This is a genomic window from Pseudoalteromonas sp. GutCa3, from assembly GCF_002836155.1.
Lineage (GTDB): Bacteria > Pseudomonadota > Gammaproteobacteria > Enterobacterales > Alteromonadaceae > Pseudoalteromonas > Pseudoalteromonas arctica.
The window spans coordinates 119434-145439 of the sequence record NZ_PJBK01000101.1; the positions used below are offsets into that span (position 1 = coordinate 119434).

Annotated in this window: 27 protein-coding genes; 18 read left to right on the forward strand and 9 right to left on the reverse strand. The window is 39.2% G+C overall.

What is annotated here, in order from left to right; all coding sequences use genetic code 11:
* Positions 1 to 59: 59 nt before the first annotated feature.
* The 4 genes from hemL to CXF64_RS18545 form a co-directional block, all read right to left on the reverse strand.
* Positions 60 to 1340: a glutamate-1-semialdehyde 2,1-aminomutase gene (gene hemL / locus CXF64_RS18530; protein ID WP_101217744.1), complete on the reverse strand. Its 1281-nt coding sequence runs from the start codon at positions 1338 to 1340 to the stop codon at positions 60 to 62.
* Positions 1341 to 1373: 33 nt separating this feature from the next.
* Positions 1374 to 2390 carry an aspartate carbamoyltransferase gene (locus CXF64_RS18535; protein WP_007584862.1) on the reverse strand — a complete coding sequence of 339 codons (1017 nt, stop codon included), beginning with the start codon at positions 2388 to 2390 and terminating at the stop codon, positions 1374 to 1376.
* A gap of 276 nt (positions 2391 to 2666) precedes the next feature.
* Positions 2667 to 3101: a CopD family protein gene (locus CXF64_RS18540; protein WP_007584864.1), complete on the reverse strand. Its 435-nt coding sequence runs from the start codon at positions 3099 to 3101 to the stop codon at positions 2667 to 2669.
* Positions 3102 to 3116: 15 nt separating this feature from the next.
* The gene (locus CXF64_RS18545; RefSeq protein ID WP_007584866.1) at positions 3117 to 4799 is read right to left on the reverse strand and encodes a chloride channel protein; all 1683 of its coding nucleotides are present in this window, start codon (positions 4797 to 4799) and stop codon (positions 3117 to 3119) included.
* Between the two features lie 321 nt (positions 4800 to 5120).
* On the opposite strand from CXF64_RS18545, the gene erpA reads away from it, so the two are divergent.
* Positions 5121 to 5459, forward strand: coding sequence for an iron-sulfur cluster insertion protein ErpA (gene erpA / locus CXF64_RS18550; protein WP_002958911.1), 339 nt, complete (start codon positions 5121 to 5123; stop codon positions 5457 to 5459).
* A gap of 49 nt (positions 5460 to 5508) precedes the next feature.
* On the opposite strand, the gene CXF64_RS18555 is transcribed toward erpA, so the two are convergent.
* Entirely contained in the window at positions 5509 to 5697 is a 189-nt protein-coding gene (locus CXF64_RS18555) for a hypothetical protein (RefSeq protein ID WP_010555198.1), read from the reverse strand.
* A gap of 452 nt (positions 5698 to 6149) precedes the next feature.
* Here CXF64_RS18555 and CXF64_RS18560 point away from each other — a divergent pair, with 452 nt between their 5' ends.
* On the forward strand, positions 6150 to 6389 hold the full coding sequence (locus CXF64_RS18560; RefSeq protein WP_007584874.1) for a helix-turn-helix domain-containing protein: 240 nt from the start codon (positions 6150 to 6152) through the stop codon (positions 6387 to 6389).
* 70 nt (positions 6390 to 6459) lie between these two features.
* Here the strand turns inward: CXF64_RS18560 and CXF64_RS18565 are convergent, their stop codons facing one another.
* Genes CXF64_RS18565 through CXF64_RS18580 form a run of 4 tightly spaced genes read right to left on the reverse strand, consistent with a single transcriptional unit; the run spans position 6460 to position 10216 of the window.
* Positions 6460 to 7839, reverse strand: coding sequence for an AmpG family muropeptide MFS transporter (locus CXF64_RS18565; RefSeq protein WP_007584875.1), 1380 nt, complete (start codon positions 7837 to 7839; stop codon positions 6460 to 6462).
* A gap of 50 nt (positions 7840 to 7889) precedes the next feature.
* Positions 7890 to 8510, reverse strand: a complete 621-nt coding sequence (locus CXF64_RS18570; protein ID WP_010555196.1) for a peptidylprolyl isomerase — start codon at positions 8508 to 8510, stop codon at positions 7890 to 7892.
* Positions 8511 to 8512: 2 nt separating this feature from the next.
* Positions 8513 to 9073 (reverse strand): YajG family lipoprotein, encoded by a 561-nt coding sequence (locus tag CXF64_RS18575; RefSeq protein WP_024608761.1) that lies wholly within the window; start codon positions 9071 to 9073, stop codon positions 8513 to 8515.
* Positions 9074 to 10216: a methyltransferase gene (locus CXF64_RS18580; RefSeq protein WP_101217745.1), complete on the reverse strand. Its 1143-nt coding sequence runs from the start codon at positions 10214 to 10216 to the stop codon at positions 9074 to 9076.
* A gap of 42 nt (positions 10217 to 10258) precedes the next feature.
* Between CXF64_RS18580 and CXF64_RS18585 the strand changes: the two genes are divergently transcribed.
* From CXF64_RS18585 to cyoD, 16 genes are all read left to right on the forward strand, one after another.
* Positions 10259 to 10870 (forward strand): alpha-ketoglutarate-dependent dioxygenase AlkB family protein, encoded by a 612-nt coding sequence (locus CXF64_RS18585; protein ID WP_101217746.1) that lies wholly within the window; start codon positions 10259 to 10261, stop codon positions 10868 to 10870.
* Between the two features lie 62 nt (positions 10871 to 10932).
* Positions 10933 to 11244 carry a BolA family protein gene (locus CXF64_RS18590; RefSeq protein WP_007584885.1) on the forward strand — a complete coding sequence of 104 codons (312 nt, stop codon included), beginning with the start codon at positions 10933 to 10935 and terminating at the stop codon, positions 11242 to 11244.
* 107 nt (positions 11245 to 11351) lie between these two features.
* Positions 11352 to 12545: an enoyl-ACP reductase FabV gene (gene fabV, locus CXF64_RS18595; protein ID WP_024589281.1), complete on the forward strand. Its 1194-nt coding sequence runs from the start codon at positions 11352 to 11354 to the stop codon at positions 12543 to 12545.
* A 363-nt stretch (positions 12546 to 12908) separates the two neighbouring features.
* The gene (locus CXF64_RS18600) at positions 12909 to 14252 is read left to right on the forward strand and encodes a Na(+)-translocating NADH-quinone reductase subunit A (RefSeq protein WP_024589280.1); all 1344 of its coding nucleotides are present in this window, start codon (positions 12909 to 12911) and stop codon (positions 14250 to 14252) included.
* Between the two features lie 4 nt (positions 14253 to 14256).
* The gene (locus CXF64_RS18605; protein ID WP_007584889.1) at positions 14257 to 15459 is read left to right on the forward strand and encodes an NADH:ubiquinone reductase (Na(+)-transporting) subunit B; all 1203 of its coding nucleotides are present in this window, start codon (positions 14257 to 14259) and stop codon (positions 15457 to 15459) included.
* On the forward strand, positions 15452 to 16204 hold the full coding sequence (locus CXF64_RS18610; RefSeq protein ID WP_007584890.1) for a Na(+)-translocating NADH-quinone reductase subunit C: 753 nt from the start codon (positions 15452 to 15454) through the stop codon (positions 16202 to 16204). Before CXF64_RS18605 ends, CXF64_RS18610 begins: the two co-directional genes overlap by 8 nt.
* Entirely contained in the window at positions 16204 to 16836 is a 633-nt protein-coding gene (locus CXF64_RS18615) for an NADH:ubiquinone reductase (Na(+)-transporting) subunit D (RefSeq protein ID WP_007584891.1), read from the forward strand. Before CXF64_RS18610 ends, CXF64_RS18615 begins: the two co-directional genes overlap by 1 nt.
* Before the next feature lie 10 nt (positions 16837 to 16846).
* Positions 16847 to 17455 (forward strand): NADH:ubiquinone reductase (Na(+)-transporting) subunit E, encoded by a 609-nt coding sequence (gene nqrE, locus CXF64_RS18620; RefSeq protein ID WP_007584892.1) that lies wholly within the window; start codon positions 16847 to 16849, stop codon positions 17453 to 17455.
* Between the two features lie 19 nt (positions 17456 to 17474).
* Positions 17475 to 18704: an NADH:ubiquinone reductase (Na(+)-transporting) subunit F gene (gene nqrF, locus CXF64_RS18625; protein WP_007584893.1), complete on the forward strand. Its 1230-nt coding sequence runs from the start codon at positions 17475 to 17477 to the stop codon at positions 18702 to 18704.
* 109 nt (positions 18705 to 18813) lie between these two features.
* Positions 18814 to 19845 (forward strand): FAD:protein FMN transferase, encoded by a 1032-nt coding sequence (locus CXF64_RS18630; RefSeq protein WP_101217747.1) that lies wholly within the window; start codon positions 18814 to 18816, stop codon positions 19843 to 19845.
* Positions 19846 to 19946: 101 nt separating this feature from the next.
* Complete coding sequence (nqrM, locus tag CXF64_RS18635; RefSeq protein ID WP_007376137.1) at positions 19947 to 20159, forward strand: (Na+)-NQR maturation NqrM; 213 nt, start codon at positions 19947 to 19949, stop codon at positions 20157 to 20159.
* 1177 nt (positions 20160 to 21336) lie between these two features.
* Entirely contained in the window at positions 21337 to 21756 is a 420-nt protein-coding gene (locus CXF64_RS18640) for a hypothetical protein (RefSeq protein ID WP_007581161.1), read from the forward strand.
* 319 nt (positions 21757 to 22075) lie between these two features.
* Positions 22076 to 23035, forward strand: a complete 960-nt coding sequence (cyoA, locus tag CXF64_RS18645) for a ubiquinol oxidase subunit II (protein ID WP_024608764.1) — start codon at positions 22076 to 22078, stop codon at positions 23033 to 23035.
* 2 nt (positions 23036 to 23037) lie between these two features.
* Complete coding sequence (gene cyoB, locus CXF64_RS18650) at positions 23038 to 25026, forward strand: cytochrome o ubiquinol oxidase subunit I (RefSeq protein ID WP_007581166.1); 1989 nt, start codon at positions 23038 to 23040, stop codon at positions 25024 to 25026.
* The gene (gene cyoC, locus CXF64_RS18655; RefSeq protein WP_007581168.1) at positions 25023 to 25649 is read left to right on the forward strand and encodes a cytochrome o ubiquinol oxidase subunit III; all 627 of its coding nucleotides are present in this window, start codon (positions 25023 to 25025) and stop codon (positions 25647 to 25649) included. Before cyoB ends, cyoC begins: the two co-directional genes overlap by 4 nt.
* Positions 25649 to 26005 (forward strand): cytochrome o ubiquinol oxidase subunit IV, encoded by a 357-nt coding sequence (gene cyoD, locus CXF64_RS18660; protein ID WP_010555185.1) that lies wholly within the window; start codon positions 25649 to 25651, stop codon positions 26003 to 26005. The genes cyoC and cyoD overlap by 1 nt, the downstream gene beginning before the upstream one ends.
* Position 26006: the final 1 nt, after the last annotated feature.

Below are 26006 nucleotides of genomic sequence, written 5' to 3' on the forward strand. Positions count from 1 at the left end.
TAGTCTTAATTACACACTGTAAAAACAAGCGCTTATAAAATATAAAAAGTAATTTTAACTTAAAGTTTAGCAAACGAGCGTTCTGCTGCCGCTATTGTTTCTTTTACTTCTTGCTCAGTATGCGCAGCACATACAAAACCAGCTTCAAATGCTGATGGAGCAAGGTACACACCTTCTTCAAGCATAAGGTGGAAAAAACGTTTGAAGCGCTCTAGGTCGCATTCAGTAGCTTGTTTGTATGTCGTTACTTTTTCAGCATCAGTAAAAAAGAATCCATACATGCCGCCAGCATAATTAGTTGTTAATGCAATGCCTGCTTTTTTAGCGCCCGCTTCAAAGCCTTCACAAATTGCTTTAGACGTTGCTTCTAACTTATCGTGTAGACCTGGCTCACATAATAGCTCAAGTGATTTTAAACCTGCAGCCATCGCAATAGGGTTACCAGAAAGAGTACCCGCTTGGTAAACAGGGCCCACAGGCGCAATGTAATCCATTATTTCGGTTTTACCACCAAACGCGCCAACGGGCATGCCGCCGCCAATGACTTTACCTAAACACGTAAGGTCTGGTTTAATGTTGTAATACGCTTGTGCACCGCCAAGTGCAACACGAAAACCCGTCATTACTTCATCAAAAATAAGTACTGACTTATATTCGTCACACACATCACGCAAACCTTCTAAAAAGCCTTGCACTGGTGGAATGCAGTTCATGTTACCAGCTACTGGCTCTACAATAATACAGGCAATTTCGTCAGCGTATTTTGCAAAAATAGCTTTTACTTCATTTAGGTTATTAAACGATACAGTAAGTGTATGCTTAGCAAAGTCCTCAGGAATACCAGGAGAATTAGGTACGCCCATTGTTAGTGCACCAGAGCCTGCCTTAACTAATAACGAGTCAGCATGGCCGTGGTAACAACCTTCAAATTTCAATATTTTATCGCGGCCGGTAAAGCCACGTGCTAAACGAATTGCACTCATCGTTGCTTCAGTGCCTGAGCTAACCATGCGTACTTTTTCGATTGATGGAACCAGCTCTTTTACTTTTTCAGCCATTAATATTTCGGCTTCAGTTGGCGCACCATAGCTAAGGCCATTTTCGACTGCTTCGTGCACGGCTTGTTTAATTGCAGGGTGGTTATGGCCCATGATCATAGGCCCCCAAGAGCCAACATAATCAATGTAACGATTACCGTCGGCATCAAATGTAAACGCGCCTTCTGCTTTTGTAATAAATAGCGGCGTACCGCCTACACCATTAAAAGCACGAACTGGCGAGTTTACGCCACCTGGAATAGAGGCTTGAGCGCGTTCAAATAAGTCTTGGCTAATTGTCATGAAAAATCCTATAAATTGTCACTTAAAGAGGGTTTAGCTGTCGCGTTTGCGGCTAAACCAAGGTACGTCCACTTCATACTTATCGACTTTATTTTCTACGCCGAGTGTTAAAGCAAACAGTGCCATACGAATTAATACGCCATTTTGTACCTGGCGGAATATTGCTAAATTATCGTTACTGTTTAAGTCGTTATCAAGCTCGTTGGCTTCTAAGCGACTATCACGTGGTAACGGATGCATTAACACAGAGTTAGGTTTGCAATGAGCGCTGTAAATAGATTGGCTAATTCTAAAACCGCCACGGTATTTATTTGCTTCTTCTTGTGAAGGAAAACGCTCTTCTTGAATACGTGTTTGGTAAACAATATCGGCTGCTAAATTACCTTCCATCTTGTTTACTAGCTCAATTTTGTGTCCTGCATTTTCTACGGCATCTAAAATGCTCGTTGGCATTTGTAGGCCATCAGGCGCGACCATCGAAAACTTTACGTTTTTATAATGGCACAATAGCTTTGATAGAGAATGCACTGTGCGACCATATTTTAAATCACCCACAAGCGCTATATGCATGCCATCAATATTTTGATCAAAACGGTGTAATTCACGCTCAATGGTTAATAAGTCAAGTAATGCTTGAGTCGGGTGCTCATTTGGACCGTCGCCGCCATTAATAACCGGCACAGTACAGCCATCAGCAAATTCACTTACTGAGCCTGCGTCAGGGTGACGCATAGCAACAGCATCGGCGTAAGCTGAAATAACGCGCGCGGTATCGTAAAGTGATTCACCTTTTGCAAGCGCTGAGCTTTGCATACCTGTAGTTTCACGTACACCACCGCCTAGTAAGTTAAAGGCTGTACCAAAGCTAACTCGCGTGCGAGTACTTGGTTCAAAAAACAAATTAGCTAAAATAGCGCCTTTAAGCACCGTTGTTTGCTTTTGTTTTTTAGCATAAGGCTCCATTTTTTTAGCTACTGCAAAAATACGTTCAATGCAGTCTCTGTCTAGCTGATTTACAGACAGTATATGTTCGCCTTGGAAACTTAACATGGGGTAATTCCTAATCAATCAAATGGGCGCGATAATCCATAAATGGAGCACGCAATCGCGCGTGTTATAGCAAGTATTGTAAATTGCAGCGCAGTTTAACATGCGCTACAAAGCTTGTACCAACCGGCATAAATATTTGAGCAATTTAACGCACTAAATTTCACTATAACGTCGTTAAAAATTTTTAATTTAGAACAACTAGATACAAAAGTTTTTGCCTAGTTCTAGCGTAATTTTCTTAGCGTTAAATAGACCCCATATATAAGCCGATTGGTATTATAAATTAGGTTTTATTACCGCAAGTGCCACTATGATGAGCAGCGCAATAACAGGGAGCTCATTAAAAATACGGTAAAAGCGGTCTGTTTTAGTGTTTCGGTCATGTTTAAAGTCACTTAATAACTTAAAACAGTAGCCGTGGTATAGGTATAAAATAATTACCAGTACAAGTTTGTAATGTAGCCACATACTGTATTTAAACCAATCACGACCATATTCAACAATGGTTAACACACCAAATACAGCCGTTAAAACAGCAAATGGGGTTACGAAATAAAGTAGCCTGCGCTCCATAACTTTAAGCATAGAGTTACATGATCTTTCTTCGCTCATTGCGTGATATACAAATAATCGAGGCAAGTAAAAAATACCGGCAAACCACGCAATCATAAAAAATATGTGGAGTGTTTTATAAATCAATAATGCGCTCATAATAGTCCTTATTGCTTAAAGTAAGCTGTTACGAATGGTTAAAATATGATGAATTTGATCCCAGCGTAATAGCCCCATAATTTGTTGATTATCTAAAAGGTTATAAACGTAAAGCGCGCCACTTCTTTTATCTTTTAGTATATCGAATGCATCGGCTAGAGTGGCTTGGCTGCTGATGCCCTGCAAGCTAATGTAATTTATATTTATTGCTTCATCAGACATTAGCGTTAAATCGTATTCAGCGAGGCGATAGCCATTTTCTTCGTCAAAAACAATCAAGGGTGTTTGGCTATCCATGGCATCAAGCGTATTTTTTATTTGCTCTTTATCGTCTGAGTAAAGCAATTTAAAGTCTTCATCCATATCATCCATTATTCCCACTTTTTGTAATGCTTCGGTAGCGGGAGATACATGGTACGGCAATCCCTGAAAATCTAATTGCTGCAAAAATATGGAGCGATTTCCAAAAAATTGTAATGCAGTTACATATGCAGTGGTTATAACTATCATCGCAGGAACGATTATTTCAGGTGATGATGTAAGCTCCATTACTGTTGTTAATGCAGCAAGTGGTGCATGCAGTGTAGCCGCTAATAATCCAGCCATACCTAAAACCCCATACGTACCCGCAATATCAGTACCCGGGCTAATATATTGAGCAAAAAAGGCCATTAATGTACCAATTAATACGCCAAGTCCAATTACCGGACCAATTAAACCGCCCGGAATACCCAAACCAATAGCAAACAATGTGGCAAGTAGTTTAGCTATTAAAATGGTAGTAAGCAGCTTTACGTTATCAGGCGATTCAACCGCGATAGTAATCGCACTCATACCAGAACCCATAGCATGAGGCACCGCGTAAGCTATCAAGCTGGCAATACAGCCTGCGATTAGTAAACGAGGAAACATACTTAAAGGTTTAAATGTTTTAATAATTAGCATTAAGTTTTGATTAAAGCTAAATGCTATAGCGCCCAGCGCCATACCGCATAATATTAAATAAGGGTAATGCCAACCACTTAATGGCGCTATTGTAATGAGTGCAAGTTCAGAGCCTTCACCAAAAACAAACTGCGTAGCGAGTGCACCAGTAACAGCAGCAAGCATGATTGGCACAAATATGTGTACTTTGTATTCTCGAAGTACCACTTCCATTACAAAAATAACGGCTGCAAGTGGGGTATTAAACGAAGCGGCTATACCTGCTGCAACGCCGCAACCACTTAAAGTACGCATGGCGTTATGCGGTAAATGTAGTTTATCCGCTAAAATACTCGCACCTGTTGCGCCCATATGTACGGAAGGCCCTTCTCGGCCAACCGAAAAACCGCTAATGAGTGCAAGTGCGCCACCAACAAATTGATTAACCGTATTGTATAAAGGCATTTGCCCGTAATGGCGTTTAATACGATGAATAACAAAAGGAATGCCTAAACGGTAATGTTTAAAGCCAGTAAATGCAGCAAAGCACGCAATTAAAAATGCGGCTATTAATGGCATTAAAACGCGTTCAAGAGTGGGTAGGGTAGTAAAGTCGTCAGGTGTTTCCAAAAATAAGCTTTGAAAAAACAAAATAGTTAAGCGAAATAAAATAATAAAAAATGCAGCAATTAATCCGGCAACTACGCCTAATAAGCATAATTGTACAGATGTTTTAGGTTTTGCCAGTCGACGCCTGAGTTGCTCAAGCCACATGCATTATTTCCTCGCCGCATTTTTCAGCAGCATTTTAGCAAAAGAGTTTAGTTAAGTCCTTGTGATTTTGAATTTTTCGTAACTTATATTAACAATTTGCAGTAAAGATTAAGACCTATTTTTTATAACTAAAATTTTTAATGAATTTATAGTTTACAAGGGTCGCTTTTAGTTTGCTTAAGTATTATTTTAGTGAGCTAATGTTTAGCCACTTTACTCTAATTTATAGGTATAACTTAGAGTAAAGAGTTGTTTTACTATACTTGATTAAAACACTCGGGTATTAGATAATCACGCCATTGCGATATTGAGGGTTTTAAAATGTCTGAAGAATTACCAATTAAGTTCAGCGATGCAGCTGCTGTTCGCGTTAAACAGTTAATCGACGAAGAAGAAAATCCAGATTTAAAACTGCGTGTTTATGTAACAGGTGGTGGTTGTTCTGGTTTTCAATATGGTTTTACTTTTGATGAAAAAGCGAATCCTGGCGATTTAGAAATTGTAAAAAATGGTGTAACACTCGTTATCGATCCAATGAGCATTCAATATTTGGTTGACGGTGAAGTTGATTACACTGAAGGATTAGAAGGCGCACGCTTTTTTGTATCTAATCCTAATGCAACAACAACCTGTGGTTGTGGTGCAAGCTTTAGCGTTTAACAGCCAAACGCTAAATAGAATGAAGCCGCTTTTGCGGCTTTTTTAATGCCTACAAATCGGTTGGGGCGTATTCGGTTATTTGCATTATCAATACAAAAAACCCAAGTACAAAAGCAGAAAACGCTAAAATGTATATGAAGCCTTTTTTGCCTTGTTTAATTGGTACGCCGTTGTGGCGCAAAAAAAAGTACCAACCCAAGCACAACACAATCGGTAATAAAAAAAGAAGTCTGAACATTATTCGGCCTTTTTGGTGCTAATTATTGCTTAATCATAAACATGTGACGATAAATTGGAACAAAATTGTTATAAAAATTCATTTAAATATTTTATAACTAGAAATTAATTTATTAATACTTTTTGAGTACTTAGGTCAATATTCAGCGTTTATAAATATTCACTCGTGTTCATATTTGTACCGAGTATGTAATTAGTTATTTAACCAAAGTGTTAATAGTATATAATGTATCCAAGAATGAGACGGGCAAAATTTCATTCTCAATAAAAACAAATCTTTACCACATTATTAGCGTAGTTTTTTAGCTATATTGGTGGAGTGAGTAGCAACACATGCTTTGTTAAGCAATAGCTTGCTATTGAAAATATGGTATGACTGCTTACTTGCCTACAGCTATTGATAGAGACTACTGCTTTAATAGGTACGTCAAATCATCTAGTAGGAGATGTAAAATGATGGGCAAAACAGTTTCTTCTGAAGAAAATGCAAAGCTAACAAAGTGGCTTAAAAGTAAGCGCCACGAAAAGGGTCATACAATGCGAAGCCTAGCACAAGTGCTGGGAACGCCTCATTCGTTTATCGGCAAGATTGAAAATCAAGAACGCCGTTTAGATGTGATTGAGTTTGTTCGTTATTGTACAGCTCTAGAAGTTGATCCACATGAAGCACTTAGCTTGCTAAAAGTAGATTAACTCAAACATTGCTTAGTACACTTTAAGGGGCACTTGATAGTGCTAAGCAATATGTTAATGCAGGGATGCATTAAATATTTTTATGATAATTTTTCTCAAGCTCATATAATTTATGCCTAATCAGGTATAAAAATATCAGCGAAGGTATAACCATCAAGGCTGTTAAAACAAAGAACAGCGACCAATTTCCCATTAACCAATCATCAATTACTACACCACTGTAGCTCGAAAGTAACGTTCGTCCTAAATTCCCTAATGACGCCAGTAATGCATAGTGTGTTGCACTAAATGCTCTATCGCATAACATCGATATAAAGGCCACCATAGCGACCAGCGACCATGCTTGCGTAAACCCATCAATAACAATAGCAAAGGCATACAGTCTTAAATCAGGGCCAACTAAAGCAATCCACGAAAAGGCTAAGTTTGAGGCCGCCATCGCAATGCCACTAACAAATAAACCCTTAACAATGCCATATTTTTGATTAAATAAACTGCCAACAAAGGTAAATATGATTGTAAGTACGGCAGTACCTACCTTTGAAAATGTAGCTATATCGCTATTGCTAAAACCAATTTCTTTATAAAAAACAATCGACATTCGCCCTAAAAACGCTTCGCCTATTTTAAATAAGAAAATAAACGCAAGTAATGCCAGTGCCGTTTTAACGCCATTTTTAGTAAAAAAAGCTCTAAAGGGATCAATAACGGTTACCGCGAGCCACGCAACAGTTTTCGTAAGAGGGGTTTGTTTTGTAGAGGACAGTTTTTCAAGGTACACACGTTCAAGCTCGGCATGTACCGCTTCTCTATTTGATTCAGGCTCTTTTGCAAACAATGCTCCACTCATTAGCAGCAGCATTACAGCAGCTAAAAAGTAATAAATTTGTGGCCAGTCGAGCGAGGGGATATCAGCCATATAAAATGGAATTGCACCTAAAAGCGCATAACCTGTCCACCAACCAGATGTTGCCATAGCGGCTGCCGCTGTTGCTTTGTGAGATTCGTTTGCTTTAAGTGTGTCTATTCTGAATGCATCAATAGCAATGTCTTGCGTTGCAGAAGCAATGGCAATTAACAAACAAATTGCAGCAACAATTGCTAAATTAGCTTTTAAATCAAGCCCAGCTAATAATAAGGTGCCAATAAAAATAAAGCTCTGGCAAAATAGTATCCAACTACGACGTTGGCCTAGCCATTTATATAAAATAGGGAGTTTTGTACGGTCAATGAGCGGCGACCATAAAAAATTTATACTGTAAGCGCCAAATACAATGCCGAATAGGCCAATCATGCTGCGGCTTAGCCCTTCATCCTTTAGCCAAGCCGACATAACAGAGCCAATTAATACCCACGGAAAACCGCTACTCATACCAAATATAAAAATATGGATTAAGCGTTTGTCTTTAAAGTAAGAAAAATATTCGCTAATAGAGAGAGATTTGCTCATAGGGCCTTCATTGGCTTTGATGCAGAGCAGCTAAGCTGCTCTTAAATAAATTACAGTGGAACTTGTTCAAGCATTTTAATATTTAAGATGATCACCGGTTTTTTAGGAACAAAATCGTAACCAATCTTTTCATTAAACCCTGTTTCAACAGCCATGATCTTATCAAGGGTATCGTAGCCATCCATTACATTACCAAATACTGCAAAACCCCAATCTTTCCCTGGATTTAAGTGATCATTATTATCCATGTTAAAAAAGAATTGGCGTGTTCCCGAGTGAGGTTCACGGTCTTGATACGCCATAGCAATGCTGTACATATCATTTTTTAAACCATTGCCACTTTCATTAAAAATAGGATCGTTTTCGTGTAAGCCGTCGTAATCTTTATCGTAACCACCACCTTGAATAACAAAGTCGCGGTCGTTTTCTACATCGCGCTCAATACGATGAAAAACACTGCCTTGATAGCTCTTATCTGACACGTAAGTTAAAAAGTTATTGACCGTAATGGGTGCTTTTGAACGGTCCAGTTCAACAACAATACTGCCCATCGTTGTTACGATTTCGACGCGTGGAAAAATATTGTCTTTTTGAACAAAGCGGCCTTCTTGGGCTGCCAAGCTACTTACACTAAAAAATAGGCCTAAGCAGATTAAAAAAAGTCGTTTCATAGTTAACCTTCTAAAAATTCTATTAATTCAGGGTCAGATACAATGCGGGTAATAATTTGCTCAGTCAACTTATTGAGCTGACCTTCTATTTTTACTCGCTCGTGACTAAACGGACCTTCTAAATTAGCACTGCCTCTATACACTTTACTAAAATTACTTGAGGCGCGAATAACGCGCACGCCAAGCTCTATATGGGCTTCGCTGGTATGGCTCACTAGTTTTTCGGTTACCACCGCTTGCAGTGCATGAATATCTACTTCAAAGCGAACAGTTGCCAAGTTAGAAATGCTGGCACCATTGCGGCTAAGGGCGCTGTCTAAAACACTTTTAACAGATTCAGTAAGACCTTGGCTTGCAAAGGTTTTAGTTTTGTCTGATTCAATAAGTTTAAGTGTTGATGAGTCGCCACGTAAATCAATTACACTGGTGCTTAAGCTACTATTTATAGTGCTTATTTGACCACTTTTATAAACAGGATTGAGTATTACTTGGCTAGGCTGATTCGCACAGCCACCAAGTATTAGTAATACACAACACCCAATTATAATGTTTGTTAATTTCATTTATAGCATTCCACTATTTTTAGTTGCACTTAGAACGACAAATTTTTTGTTTGAGCCTAACAACTTACAGTTTCCGAACATACGGTTTAATTTATCGTGATAATCTAAATGACGATTACCAATAATACGCAGCTCGCCGCCTTCTTTTAAAGTATCTTTTGCTTGTTTAAACATTTGCCAAGCAATGTGATCGGTAACAGCTTGAGCTTGGTGAAATGGAGGATTACAAAGCACCATATCCACACTGTCTCTTTCAAAGCCTGTTAAACAATCGTTTTCGATGAACTCACAGTTATCAAACTTATCGCCTAGGTTAATTTCTACATTTAACCGGGCTGACTCTACTGCCATGTAAGACTCATCAACAAAGGTAATTGATGCATTAGGGCAACGAGCAAGCGTCATTAATCCAACAACGCCGTTACCACAGCCTAAATCAATAATGCTTTTAACTTTAGGTGTTTCTGGTAAGTAGTTAAAAAAGAAGCGCGCACCAATATCTAACGAATCACGCGAAAACACATTTGCATGATTTGTTATATTAAACTCAGTACCTTCAAGCTCCCATGTTATAGGGAAGTCTGCTGCTTTATATCCGCCTTTAGCTGTGCTTAATATAAGGCGAGACTTTTTAACTGCTAGGCTTGTTGTTGTTTCACCAATAAATTGCTCAAATGATTTTATTGTTGAATTATGAATTTCTTTTGTTTTACCTGCGGCAATTACTGGTGTACCAGGTGCAAGTACTTCACTAAGTTCACTTAATTGGAACTGTAAAAAACCTACATTACGAGGGATTTTAATAAGTACTAAATCTACATCCTCTGGTAATGCCGACAAACTATCTACTTGCGTAAACTCTGCTGTAGGCAGCTTGTTTTCTTGTAAGTTATAAGCCGCAGCTTGGTGGCTAATATAAGAATCATTAACTGAACAAACCGTTAACTTATTAAAATAACAAGCAAGTGCACCAAAGCTATCGTTTAAAATAAGCAATGAGCGACAATCTGGGTGATGTTCGTTAACATAATTGATAAGGTACTCATCTGCCGAATCCCACGCTTGTAAGCTGCGGTTTTTTTGATCCAATGGAAAGCGTTCAAGAGTAAAGGTTTTATCGCCTAGCTGGGCTTGCGTCGTCATAATGGTTCGTTGATCAGTAATCTAATGTAGGTAAATTCTAACATGCAACGGCAAAACGCCAACCCCCAACAGTTACCAAATGGCTTTTCTTATCAAAGTAGGGCACTTAGTGCACAAAAAAGCCTCGATCTATTTTATTATTTGCAAAAAAACCTACGTTGGCAGCAACCCGATGTAACCGTTTATGGCAAAACGGGGCCTATTCCACGACTGCAATGTTTCATGAGTGATTTAAATATTGAATACGGCTATTCAAGTAGTCAGCAAATAGTAGAACCATGGGATGAATTGTTACTTAATATGCGAAAGCGTTTAGAAGCACATTTAAACCAGCCTCTAAACTCATTGCTCGTTAATTATTACCGAGATGGTAATGATACGATGGGATGGCACAGTGATGATGAAATAGAGCTTGGTGATAAACCAACAATTGTGTGTCTCTCTCTAGGAGCTGATCGGGTTTTAAAGTTAAAGCACAAGGCGAGCAATAAAGTAACCGACTTAAAATTACAAAGTGGCAGCTGTTTAATAATGAATGGACATAGCCAACGAGATTATCAACATGCAATACCTAAGCAAACCACGCTTGCGCATCCGCGAATAAGTTTAACTTACCGATTTATAAAGCACATTAAGCAAAAGCAATTTAGTTAGCCAATCGCTGCGTTAAATTGTTATAGTAAGTGTATAAATTAGCTAATTAAAACGGTCTTTTTATGTCAATGCAGCAACAGATCCAAGAAAAAATAAGCAACGCCATTGCGTGTAAACATTTAAACGTGATTAACGAAAGCCATATGCACAGTGCTGGCACTGAATCACACTTTAAAGTAGTAGTGGTTAGCGAAGGTTTTGCGGGTAAGCGTTTATTACAACGTCATCGCGAAATTAATGAAATTTTAAAAGATGAGTTAGCAAATCATATTCATGCACTCGCTATTCATACATATACACCCGATGAGTATGCAGAGCAGGGCGGCGAAGCGCCTGATTCACCTAATTGTATGGGTGGCTCTAAAATTAGCTAAGTAATGTTTTAGAGTATTTGATGAGTGTTTAACTGATCAGATCAGTGTTTTTAGTATTAGCCTTTAAACTAGCGCTAATTTTTATTGTAAAAGATATAGGATGATCAATGGTCATTAAGCCTAAAATTCGTGGATTTATCTGCACAAACGCACACCCAGCTGGTTGTGCAGAGCATGTTCAAGAACAAATTAACTATGTAAAACAACAAGGCGCATTAAAAAGTGCACCAAAAAATGTATTAGTTATTGGCGCATCAACAGGCTACGGCTTGGCATCGCGCATTACTGCTGCGTTTGGTGGTGGTGCTAAAACATTAGGTATTTTCTTTGAAAAAGAAGGTACAGATCGTAAAACAGGTTCTGCTGGTTGGTACAATACCGCTGCTTTTCAAGAAGCTGTAGACGAAGCTGGTCTTTGGTCTAAAAATATTAATGGCGATGCGTTTTCTAACGAAATCAAGCAAAAAGCAATCGACACCATTAAAGCAGATTTGGGTAAAGTAGATTGTATTATTTACAGCCTAGCGTCTCCTCGTCGTACTGATCCAAATACAGGCGAAGTGTTCTCATCTACACTTAAGCCAATAGGTCATGCAGTAACCACTAAAAACTTAAATACATCAAAGCGTGAAATTGATGAAATTACTGTTGAAGCTGCAAATCAAGACGATATCGACAACACTATTAAAGTAATGGGTGGTGAAGATTGGGAAATGTGGATTGACGCATTAAAAGAAGCGGATGTATTAGCCGATAACTTTAAAACTACAGCGTATACCTATATTGGTAAAGAGCTAACATGGCCAATATACGGACACGCTACTATTGGTAAAGCTAAAGAAGATTTAGACCGTGCAACGGCTGCTATTAAAGAATCGACAAAAGATTTAAATGGTGAGGCGTATGTTTCATCACTTAATGCAGTAGTGACACAAGCAAGTTCTGCTATTCCTATTATGCCGTTATATATTTCTGCTTTATTTAAAGTTATGAAAGCAGATGGCACGTATGAAGGCACCATTGAGCAAATTCACGCATTATTTAGTGAAAACCTATATGGTGAATCGCCTCGCTTTGACGACGGTGGGCATTTATTCCAAAACTATAAAGAGCTAGAAGATGATGTGCAAGCACGCGTTCAAGCTGTATGGGATAGTGTTGATACAAGCAGCATTGATGAGCTAACAGACTATGTTGGTTACCATAATGAGTTTTTACGCTTATTTGGTTTTGGTATAGACGGTGTTGACTACGATCAAGACATAGATTCAGTTAAGCCAATTGCTAATATGATTGACTAACAGAATTTAGTTATAAAAAGCCGCAATAGCGGCTTTTTTTGTATTATGCGATTTGTTTAATTTGCGATGAAATCAGGAACGATAATTGCTTAGGCTACCACTTTGGTCTACCTTGATTTTTATTTAAATCACTTAACAAAACTAAATAAGTGTTTCTGTCGTATAATTTTCATAAATACACTCGCATAGTCATCTAAAATGATGTTAAAATCTCGACAATATGTGATGAGTTTTACTACGTTGCTTGTTTGATATTTCTAGCAAGCTGCTCTTTTGTACCTTGATATAACTTGGAATAACTCAAATGGCGACGTGGTTGATACGATTTTTCAGTTTCTTTCCTTTAATGTAATGCAAGTGCGTATGATCAATATAAAAAAAGGTCTGGATTTACCCTTAGAGGGCGCGCCACAGCAAGTTATACATGACGGTTCTGCTGTCAAACGTGTAGCTGTGCTTGGCGAAGAGTTTATCGGTATGCGTCCAACCATGCATGTTCGTGTGGATGACCAAGTCAAAAAAGGCCAGGTACTTTTTGAAGATAAAAAGAACCCAGGCGTCCTATTTACTGCTCCAGCTTCTGGCACAGTAAAAGAAATAAATCGTGGTGCTAAACGTGTGCTGCAATCTGTTGTTATTGAAGTAGCAGGCAGTGAGCAAATCACCTTTGACTCTTTCAAAGCAGACGAGCTTGCGAGCTTAGAGCGTGAAAAAGCCAAAGAAGTACTTATCCAGTCTGGTCAATGGACAGCACTACGTGCTCGCCCATTCAGTAAAGTAGCGGCTGTGGATGCAAATCCTAGTTCTATTTTCGTGACCGCAACTGACACAAACCCATTAGCTGCAGATCCTGCAGTAATAATTGCAGAAAATGCGCAAGCATTTGAAGCGGGTCTTGCTGTTATTTCGCGTTTGACCGATGGCAAAGTATTTGTGTGTAAAAAAGCAGGTAGCCAAGTTCCTAGCTCATCTATAGCTCAAGTAGAAGTACATGAGTTTGGTGGTGTGCATCCGGCTGGCCTCGTTGGCACTCATATCCATCATCTTGATGCAGTTTCTGTTAGCAAACAAGTTTGGCATATTGGTTACCAAGACGTTATTGCGTATGGTCACTTATTCCTTACTGGTGAAATTTACACAAATCGTGTTATCTCGCTTGCAGGTCCTCGCGTTAAAAATCCACGTTTAGTGAAAACACAATTAGGTGCTTCATTGGATGATTTAGTGGCTGGTGAACTAGAAGACGGAGATAACCGCGTTATTTCTGGTTCTGTTCTATCAGGTTCTATTTCAAACGGTGTTCATGCATTCTTAGGTCGTTACCACGTTCAAGTATCTGTTTTACTTGAAGGTCGCGAAAAAGAATTGTTTGGCTGGATTGCACCAGGTAGTGATAAATTCTCTGTAACGCGTACATTCCTTTCTCACCTTGCGCCGAGTCGTTTATTTAAAATGACAACGTCAACAGGTGGTTCAAAACGTGCCATGGTACCAATTGGTAGCTACGAGCGCGTAATGCCGCTAGATATTTTGCCTACTCTATTGTTACGTGACTTAATTGCACGCGATTTAGACAGTGCAATTTCATTGGGCGCGCTTGAACTTGATGAAGAAGATTTAGCGTTATGTACCTTCGTTTGTCCAGGCAAATACGAGTATGGTTCTATCCTACGCGATTGCTTAACTACGATCGAGAAGGAAGGCTAGAGAGATGGGTTTAAAAAAATATCTAGAAGATATCGAGCCGAATTTTGAAGCCGGTGGTAAATATGAGAAGTTTTATGCACTGTATGAAGCAGCTGCAACTATTTTTTATACACCAGGCTACGTAAATAAAGGCGCGACACACGTACGCGATAATATCGACCTAAAACGCATGATGATTTTAGTGTGGATGGCGACGTTCCCAGCTATGTTTTTTGGTATGTTCAATATCGGTCATCAGGCCGCAGGTGCTTTAGCACAAGGTTTTGAACTAGCAAACACGTGGCAAGTTGGTTTGTTCCAGTTATTCGGTGGTGAATTAACCGCTGATGCAGGCTGGGGCGCTAAGATGTTCTATGGAGCATGTTTCTTCCTACCTATCTACGCGGTAACATTTGCAGTAGGTGGCTTTTGGGAAGTAATATTTGCTTCTGTGCGTAAGCATGAAATTAACGAAGGTTTCTTCGTTACTTCAGTATTATTCGCACTTATTTTGCCTGCAACGATTCCTTTATGGCAAGTTGCGTTAGGTATTACGTTTGGTGTAGTAATCGCTAAAGAAATCTTTGGTGGTACTGGCCGTAACTTCTTAAACCCTGCTTTAGCCGGTCGTGCGTTCTTATTTTTCGCATACCCAGCTCAAATCTCGGGTGACACAGTATGGACAGCAGTAGATTCTTTCTCTGGTGCAACTATGCTAGGCCAAGCTTTCATCGGGCAACTAGACTTTGCAAACATGGAATTATGGTGGAATGCGTTTTACGGTTTCATTCAAGGTTCTGTAGGTGAAACATCTACACTTGCATTGTTAGTAGGTGGTTTGTTCTTAATTTACGTTCGTATCGCTTCTTGGCGCATCGTACTAGGTGTATTCCTAGGTATGGTAGCAACTGCATTTTTACTAAATGCTGTTGGCTCAGAAACTAACCCTGTATTTGCAATGCCTTGGTATTGGCATTTAGTACTAGGTGGCTTTGCGTTTGGTATGTTCTTTATGGCTACTGACCCTGTATCAGCTGCATTTACTGACAAAGGTAAATTGGCATATGGTCTATTAATTGGCTTTATGGTGGTTATGATACGTGTTGTGAATCCTGCTTTCCCAGAAGGTATGATGCTAGCAATCTTATTTGCTAACTTATTCGCTCCACTGTTCGATCACTTTGTAGTGCAGGCTAATATTAAGCGGAGGTTGGCACGTAATGTCTAGTAATAACGAATCAATCGGTAAAACGTTATCAGTTGTTGTAGCACTATGTTTAGTGTGTGCAATCATTGTATCGTTTGCTTCTGTACAGCTTCGTCCTTTACAGCAAGCTAATAAAAACAAAGATATTCAAAGCAATATCTTGGCTGCTGCGGGTATCGATAAAGTTGAAAATGTTTTAGAAACATTTGATGCAAAAATCGAAGCGCGCGTTGTAAACATGACTACAGGTGAGTTTGTAGATACAGACCCAACAATTTTTGATTTTGAAAAAAGCAAATATGATGCAGCGCTAAGTGTTTCTCTTCAAGAGAAAGGCGTTAAAGATATTGCTGGTATTCAACGTGTGACTAAAGAGTCGCCGGTGTATATCTCTAAAAAAGAAGATGGCTCAGTTGATGCAATTATTCTTCCTATCCAAGGCTACGGCTTATGGGGCTTAATGTACGGTTTTATCTCGCTTGAAAGCGACGCTGAAACAGTTAAGAGCATTATCTTTTACAAGCATAATGAAACCCCAGGTCTAGGTGGCGAAATCCAAAATCCACAGTGGACTGCTACATGGGAAGGTAAAGAACTTCCAATTCAAATTGTTAAAGGTACTGCGGGCAATGATGAGCATAAGATCGATGGTCTTTCAGGTGCTACATTAACGTCTAACGGTGTTGATCATGCAGTTGACTTTTGGACTGGCGAAAATGGCTTTGGCCCTTTCCTTGCGAAAGTACGTAAAGGAGCATTGAAATAATGGCTGATACTAAAGAAATGAAGGCGGTCCTATTTGGTCCGGTTTTAGCTAACAACCCAATCGCACTACAAGTACTTGGTATTTGTTCTGCGCTAGCGGTAACGTCTAGCTTAAAAAATGCGTTAATCATGTCAATCGCATTGACATTAGTAACTGCATTTTCGAGCTTCTTTATCTCGCTTATTCGTAACCAGATCCCATCATCTGTTCGTATCATCGTACAAATGACAATTATTGCATCGTTGGTAATCGTTGTTGACCAAGTATTACAGGCATTCTCTTACGCTACGGCAAAAGAGCTTTCTGTATTCGTTGGTCTAATTATTACTAACTGTATTGTAATGGGTCGTGCTGAAGCATATGCGATGAAGTCGCCACCAATTATGTCTTTCCTTGACGGTATTGGTAATGGCTTAGGTTACTCTGTAGTACTACTTACTGTTGGTTTCATTCGTGAGCTATTCGGTAAGGGTTCACTATTCGGTGTTGATATTATCCCATTAGTACAAGATGGCGGTTGGTATCAGCCTATGGGTCTATTGATCTTACCACCGAGTGCATTCTTCATCATTGGTTTATTCATATGGGTACTTCGTACTTATAAGAAAGACCAAGTAGAAGCTAAAGCGTAAGGGGCAAATAGTGGAACATTATATTAGTTTATTTGTAAAAGCCGTTTTTATTGAGAACTTAGCGTTGTCATTCTTCTTAGGCATGTGTACTTTTTTAGCAGTATCTAAAAAAGTAACTACATCAATTGGCCTAGGTATAGCGGTTATAGTTGTATTGGGTATTTCTGTACCTGTTAACAACTTGGTTTACCATGCGGTACTTGCACCAGGTTCACTTACTTGGTTAGGTTATCCAGATGCGGATCTTAGCTTTTTACGTTTCTTAACTTTCATTGGTGTTATTGCAGCACTTGTGCAAATTCTTGAAATGGCATTGGATAAGTTTTTCCCTGCACTATACAACGCATTAGGTATCTTCTTGCCACTTATCACAGTTAACTGTGCAATATTTGGTGCGGTATCTTTCATGGTTGAGCGTAACTATGACTTCGGCGAGTCTGTTGTCTATGGTATAGGCGCTGGTGTTGGTTGGGCGCTTGCAATTACATTACTTGCAGGTATCCGTGAGAAACTGAAATATTCAGACGTACCAGATGGCTTACGTGGTTTAGGTATTACCTTCATCACTGTTGGTTTAATGGGACTTGGCTTTATGTCATTCTCTGGTATTTCACTGTAAAGGGTAGCGAGGATAAATCATGGATTATCAGATTTTCTTAGGCGTTGGTGTTTTTATCGCTATCGTTGTACTACTAGTTTTAGTGATCATTGGTGCTAAATCTCAGTTAGTTGCAAGCGGTGACATCATCATCGGTATTAATGGCGATAAAGACAAAGCCATTACTACATCAGCAGGTAATAAGCTTTTAAGTGCATTATCTGAGTCAGGTATATTTGTATCATCTGCTTGTGGTGGCGGTGGCTCTTGTGGTCAATGTCGTGTACACATTAAAGAAGGTGGTGGTGATATTCTGCCAACTGAGCTTGATCACATTTCTAAAGGTGAAGCCCGTGAAGGCTGTCGTTTAGCGTGTCAGGTAAATGTTAAAAACGACATGGAAATTGAACTTGAAGAGTCAATTTTCGGTGTTAAGAAGTGGGACTGTGAAGTTATCTCTAACGATAACAAAGCAACCTTCATTAAAGAACTTAAACTGCAAATCCCTGGTGATGAGTCAGTGCCTTTCCGTGCGGGTGGTTACATCCAAATCGAAGCGCCACCTCACCATGTTAAATATGCAGATTTCGATGTTCCTGAAGAATATCGTGGCGATTGGAACCATTTTGGTTTCTTCGATCTGGAGTCAAAAGTAGACGAAGAAACAATTCGTGCATACTCAATGGCTAACTACCCAGAAGAAGAAGGCATCATTATGCTTAACGTGCGTATTGCTGCTCCGCCTCCAAGAAACCTAAGCTTGCCATGTGGTAAAATGTCTTCGTACATTTGGTCACTTACAAAAGGCGACAAGGTAACTATTTCAGGTCCATTTGGTGAGTTCTTTGCTAAAGACACAGATGCAGAAATGATCTTTGTTGGCGGTGGTGCTGGTATGGCGCCAATGCGTTCACATATCTTTGACCAACTTAAACGTTTGAACTCTAAACGTAAGATGAGCTTTTGGTATGGTGCACGTTCTGAACGTGAAATGTTCTACGTAGAAGATTTTGACGGCTTAGCCGCTGAAAATCCTAATTTCGTATGGCATACAGCACTTTCAGATCCACAACCTGAAGATAACTGGGAAGGCTACACTGGCTTTATCCATAACGTGTTATTTGAGAACTATCTTAAAGATCACGAAGCGCCGGAAGATTGTGAGTACTACATGTGTGGTCCTCCAATGATGAACGCGGCAGTTATTACTATGCTTAAAGATTTAGGTGTTGAAGACGAAAATATCTTACTAGATGACTTCGGTGGCTAACACTAATACCAAAACAGTTTAGTTTTGGTTAAAATACCAGCCTCGTAGCACTTGTGTTACGAGGCTTTTTTTATTCTTTAATTTTATCAATCTATTAAGTAGAGCTGTTATGAATCGAGTAAGTACTTCACAAGGCATAATGGCCTTTTTACTAATCACACTGACCTTATTACTGTCTGGGTGTGGCGAAAAACCAGAGTCGAGGGAAACCTTTTTAGAAGGTAAGACTATGGGCACCACTTATCATATTAAATATTACGATGAGCAGGGCCAGCTATCAGCTTCACAATTACAGCTGCAAATAGACGCTGTTTTAAAAGATGTGAATCAGTCTATGTCTACTTACATAGAAGACTCTGAAATAAATACATTTAACATATTACCAGCAAATCAAGTTATGCCAATTAGCGAAGATTTTAGGGCTGTTATCAGCGAGTCTATTCGCTTAGGCGAATCAACTAAAACACTCGATGTCACTATGGGGCCTTTAATTGATTTATGGGGCTTTGGTCCTGATAAAAAACCAACCAATCGCCCAAGTGATGAAGAGCTTGCAAGTATGGTTGAAAAAATAGGTATTGATAAACTTATTTTAGATGAGCAAGGACTGTCTAAAACAGTTAATGGGTTAGAGCTTTCGTTTTCGGCAACGGCTAAAGGCTATGGTATTGATAAAGTAGCGCAGTTATTAGAAAGCCACAGTATTACCAATTACATGGTTGAGATTGGTGGAGAGCTGCGTATAGCAGGTGAAAAGCCAAATAATCAGGATTGGAAAATTGCGATTGAGCAACCAGATGCGCAACCTGGAGAGCGAAAGGTACACCGTGTTTTATCGCCAGGTACAAACGGTATTGCTACGTCAGGTGATTACCGTATTTTTTATAAAATGGATGGCGAGATCTATACTCATTTAATTGATCCCGTGACCGGCATGCCTATTAAGCACGACTTAGTGTCGGTAACTGTGCTTCATCCAAGCGCTATGACGGCAGATGGTTTAGCGACTGCACTTACTGTGATGGGTATGGAAAAAGCGCAAGCATACGCTCAGCAGCACGATTTACCGGTATACTTAATAGGTAAATCAAATGAGGGTTTAGTTACTTATTCAAGCCCTGCATTTAAACCTTATTTGTAGTATGGTGCTGGCTTGTTTATTTTCGCGTTATTTGGGTATATAATAGCAGTCGCTCAAAAATGTTTGAGTTTAATTAATTGCTGATCAATAGGGGCTAAGCAATGTCACTTTTTCTTCTTACTTTTGGCTTACTAATTTTGATAGTTTCGGCTATGGCCGTTGGTATGATCGTGCAAAAAAAATCTATGGCAAGCAGCTGTGGTGGTTTAGGTTCGGTTGGTATTGATAAAGCCTGTGATTGCGATGATCCATGTGATAAACGCAAAAACCGTTTAGCAAAAGAGCAAGCCTGGAAAGAAAACCAAATTATTTAAGCCCGCCTTAAATATTAAAAAGCGCTTTATAGCGCTTTTTTTGTGTCTGTAAAACTGCTTAACTCGATAGCTTCTAAAGTAATCCAATCTTAATGTATTAGACAAACGTCTATAGTTTAGTTTTTTTCACCTATTAGGTTTATTTTTCTCGTTTGTCAAATTGGAGCTAACACTCTAAAGTTTAACCATAGACACAGAGCAAGGCTCTCGTCATAAGCTTGAGGCAAGTTAGCCTCGCTTAAAAGAATCTTTATATTGTGTGTGAAGATGTTGTCAGTGTGAAAGACAACTCAAGTTCGGTGGATTCACTTCCATAAAGAACGAGTTTGAGTTGTTTTTATTCCCTTTCAATACCACGTAATGTAAACCAAGAATCTTTATATTGTGTGTGAAGATGTTGTCAGTGTGAAAGGCAACTCAAATTCGGTGGTGACTGCATTTGAGTTGTTTTTATTTCCCTACAATGCCACGCAGTGTAAACCAAGAATCTTTATATTGTGTGTGAAGATGTTGTCAGTGTGAAAGGCAACTCAAATTCGGTGGTGACTGCATTTGAGTTGTTTTTATTTCCCTACAATGCCACGTAATGTAAACCAAGAATCTTTATATTGTGTGTGAAGATGTTGTCAGTGTGAAAGGCAACTCAAATTCGGTGGTGACTGCATTTGAGTTGTTTTTATTTCCTTACAATGCCACGCAGTGTAAACAAAAAATCTTTATATTGTGTGTGAAGATGTTGTCAGTGTGAAAAGCGGCTCAATTTCGGTGGTGACTGAATTTGAGCTGTTTTTATTTGTGCCACACAATTATTATTCCTTCCAAAAAAAACTATAATTTTATTAAATATTCTGCTTTAAATTATTTTTAATTCAAGCTAACTCATTGTTTTTTATATTGTTATTTTTTATTAACAAAATAGCTTTGAAAGCTTAACCAAAATTAATTGATTTTTAGTTGAACAGAAAATTCTCTTTGTTATACTCACGTTCGAACTTTCAGTAAGTTTTGAAAGTTTGATTGATACGGATCAATTTTCGCTAGGTAAATATGTGCTAGCTGGATTTGATTGTATTTAGCACCTGGTTTTAGGGCTTACAACAGCAATGTTTTTTAAATTTTTCCATTGCAAACTGTATTCCTCTAATTTTGTTATAGTCATTTTAGTAGGTTAATGTTTTTGAACACACTTTCTTTGCATCATACAAATACGGATCTTGCCTCTGGCGAGCCGCAGACGTGTGAGCGCTTGAATAAAGCAGGCAAGGGCGTGTGTGTAGCTATAACTTTATTAGTGTTTAATACTGTAATGTTGCTAAGCGGTGCACTAGAGGATGCCTTCAAGCTTGAAGCGCTATTAAGTGATGGGTTTATTGTAGAGCCGCTGTTACTTACTATTGTGCAATTTTTAGCTCATCCGATCATATCAAGTCAGTTACTTATTGGCCTTTGCTGGCTATTGTTCCATATTTTTCCAGCGCGTCGTGCTGGAATTATCCTCCGTAAAGCAGCCTTTGCTTTTAGCGAGGCTAAAGTTCTTCAGCCAGTGCAAGTTGCACACGGTTGTCGTGCTCCACCTAGCTTTACAGGTTGTCTGTAAGGCTGCATTTTGTTGCTGGTTTTAATTATTTGTTCTTGCTGTAAATAATTAAGGTTAGCTAAAACAAAGTAGCTCAGTGTTTTTTAAACACATTTCAGCCAACCACCACTCACCCAAGTTAACTTTTATTACGTTATATAAATGCGTTTAGAAAGCTGGGTTTGTTGCTAGGTCATTATTGGCATGAGCTTTAGGTTTTGAATAGCCCCCTTATTTTTTATAATTTAATTCTAGTTAACTTGGGTTTTACCGAAAAATCGTTGCTTTGTTTTTTATTTAAAGCAGCAAATTAGAACTTTTAGGTTTGTAGGATACTCCCTTGTTAATTCGTAACCTTTGTAATATTGCTTTAGCTAGTACAGTGCTGGCGTTGTCAGGCTGTAAAGGCGGGATACTCGATCCAAAAGGGCAGATAGGCATAGATGAGAAAAATTTAATCATCATCGCAACCGTGCTTATGTTGCTTGTAGTCGTTCCCGTTATTGTGATGACTTTGTATTTCGCATGGAAATATAGAGACACGCAAACTCATGAAATTTACGCTCCAAAATGGGCTCATTCAAATAAAATTGAAGCTGCAGTTTGGGCTGTCCCTATTGTTATTGTGATTATTTTAGGTGTTATTACCTGGGTGTCTACCCAAGAGCTAGACCCTTACAAACCAATTGAAGGTAAAGGTAAGCATCTTACTGTTGAAGTGGTTTCATTAAACTGGAAGTGGCTATTTATTTATCCTGAGCAAGGTATTGCTACGGTTAATGAATTAGTGTTTCCGGCTAATGTACCTGTTGAATATAAAATCACTTCAGAGAGCACAATGAATTCATTTTTTATTCCGCAATTGGGTAGTCAAATATACTCAATGGCCGGTATGGAAACCAAGCTTCACTTAATTGCTAATGAGCCAGGTACATTTAAAGGCTTTTCGGCAAATTACAGTGGTGCAGGCTTTACTGGTATGAAGTTTAATGCCATTGCTACACCTACTCAAGCTGGTTTTGATAAGTGGGTGAGTGATGTAAAAGCGAATTCAAGCGCTAATAATCTTACTCATGCAAATTATGTTGAACTTGCAAAAGCAAGCGAAAATAACCCAGTTGCTTATTACGGTAAAGTTGATGACGGCTTATTTCATACCATCGTTATGAAATACATGCAGGCACATGGCGATATGAACAAAAAGCAACATGCAATGGGCGAACATGGGCAAATGAGTAAGAAGCATCAAGCAATGGATGAACACTCAATGCCATCATCTCACAGCCAGGGCGAGGAATAATAATGTCGTTATTAGGTAAACTAACAATAGACGCAATTCCGTTTCATGAGCCAATTCTTGTGTTCACGATGTCGGTTATTGCTATAGCTGGGCTTATTATTGCCGGGCTTATTACAAAGTATAAAAAATGGGGCGTGCTTTGGCGCGACTGGATCACGTCTGTTGATCATAAACGCTTAGGCGTAATGTATATTCTTTTAGCACTAATAATGCTGTTCCGTGGTTTTTCTGATGCCATTATGATGCGTGCTCAGTTAGCGCTTGCTACCAGTGGTGCGCCCGGTTATTTACCACCTGAACACTACGACCAAATATTCACTGCCCACGGCGTAATTATGATCATATTTATGGCTATGCCATTTATGATTGGTTTAATGAACATTGTTTTACCACTGCAAATTGGTGCTCGCGATGTTGCATTCCCATTTTTAAATAACTTAAGCTTTTGGTTTACAGCCAGCGGTGCCATTTTAATTAATATGTCGCTAGTGTTTGGTGAGTTTGCTAAAACAGGTTGGGTGGCCTATCCACCGCTTTCGGAGTTGACCTTTAGCCCTGGGGTGGGGGTGGATTATTATATTTGGGCCTTGCAAATATCCGGGCTCGGTACACTTCTAACAGCAGTAAACTTTTTAGCAACCGTGTTTAAAATGCGTGCACCAGGTATGACCCTAATGAAAATGCCAATTTTCACATGGACATGTACGTGGGCAAACATCTTAATTGCAGCATCATTCCCAATTTTAACTGCTGTACTTGCAATGCTAACGCTTGACCGTTATCTCGATTTCCACTTCTTTACCAATGAATTGGGCGGTAACGCCATGATGTACATCAACCTGTTTTGGGCATGGGGTCATCCTGAGGTATACATATTAGTATTACCAGCGTTTGGTATTTTCTCTGAAATTATTTCGACCTTTGCCGGTAAACGTTTATTTGGTTACAAATCGATGGTTTACGCCAGCGGTGCAATCTCAATTTTAGGCTTTATTGTTTGGTTACATCACTTCTTTACGATGGGGTCGAGTGCTAACGTTAACGCGTTCTTTGGGGTAATGACCATGGTTATTGCTGTACCAACTGGGGTTAAGTTGTTTAACTGGTTATTTACCATTTACCGAGGTCGCTTACGTATTAGCGTACCGGTACTTTGGACACTTGGCTTTATGGTTACCTTTACCGTAGGCGGTATGACCGGTGTATTACTTGCTATTCCTGGTGCCGATTACGTACTGCATAACAGCTTATTCTTAATTGCACATTTTCATAACACCATTATTGGTGGTGCTGTATTTGGCTACCTTGCTGGTTTTGTATTTTGGTTCCCTAAAGCAATGGGCTTTAAACTTAACGAAAAATGGGGCAAAGCATCATTCTGGTGTTGGATTATCGGTTTCTTCGTTGCATTTATGCCGTTGTACGTACTTGGTTTCTTAGGTATGACACGTCGTTTAAACCACACTAACAACCCAGATTGGAACATTTGGTTATACATTGCCGCAGGCGGTGCTGTAATTATTATGTTTGGTATTGTTAGCCAAGTAATTCAATTATATGTGAGCTTTAGAGACCGTGAAGCGCTTGACGATACAACAGGCGATCCATGGAACGGCCACACACTTGAGTGGGCTACAAGTTCACCTCCGCAAATTTATAACTTTGCAACAATTCCACACATCGATGATATTGATGCATGGACCGACATGAAAGAAAAAGGCCAAGCATACCAAGATAAAGCAAACTATAGCCCTATTCATATGCCTAAAAACACATCAGCTGGCGTGTTAATGGCAGCAAGCTTAACAGTATTCTGTTTTGCAATGATTTGGCATATTTGGTGGTTAGCTGTTGTTGGGCTAGTAGGCGCAATTGCCATCTTTATCAAACGTTGTTACACCAGCGATGTTGATTACTATATTCAACCTGATGAAATTGCACGCACTGAAGCTGCGTATAATTCAAGTGGCATTAAGGAGCTAAAAGCGTGAGTACACTTTCTGCAAATTTAGAATCAGTATCGCACGATGACCATGCCCACGCGCATGATCATCACGATACATCGGGTGACACCATATTCGGTTTTTGGTTATACCTAATGACCGATTGCCTATTGTTTGCCTCGTTTTTTGCCACTTACGCTGTGTTATTTATGAACACAGCGGGTGGTGTATCGGGTAAAGATATTTTTGAACTCGACTTTGTAGCAGTAGAAACTGCTGCACTACTTATTAGTAGTATTACCTTTGGCTTTGCCATGATTGCCGCTCAAGGGCAAAAAAAGGCACTAACACTGACGTGGTTATTTGTTACGTTTTGTTTAGGTGCTGTGTTTATTGGTATGGAAGTATACGAATTTCATCACCTAATTGTGCATGGTAATGGCCCACAACAAAGTGCCTTTTTAACATCGTTTTTCTCATTAGTCGGCTTACATGGATTACATGTAACGGCTGGACTAATTTGGATGACCATAATGATGATTGAAGTTGCTAAACGTGGTCTAGGCAAAGCTACCGTAACGCGTTTAAGCTGCTTAAGCCTATTTTGGCACTTCTTAGACATTGTTTGGATTTGTGTATTTACCGTTGTTTATTTGATGGGAGCAATGTAATGAGCCACAGCGAAACGCATGCGTTAAAACAAACGCAAAGTGATCATCATGATGAATCTCATGGCAGTGTTAAAACTTACTTAATTGGCTTTGTGCTATCGGTAATTTTAACTGCTATACCGTTTTATATGGTTATGGAAGGTGACTTCTCAAAAGCAACAACGCTTTGGAGCATTGTTACTTTTGCAATCGTACAAATTTGGGTGCATTTAAAGTACTTTTTACACCTTAATTTTACCACCGAAAATGGCCGTGCAAGTACTTTCTCATTCCTATTCAGTGCTCTGATCATCGTAATGGTTGTTGGGTTATCTGTTTGGATCATTTATGAATCTAACGCAATGATGATGTACTAGG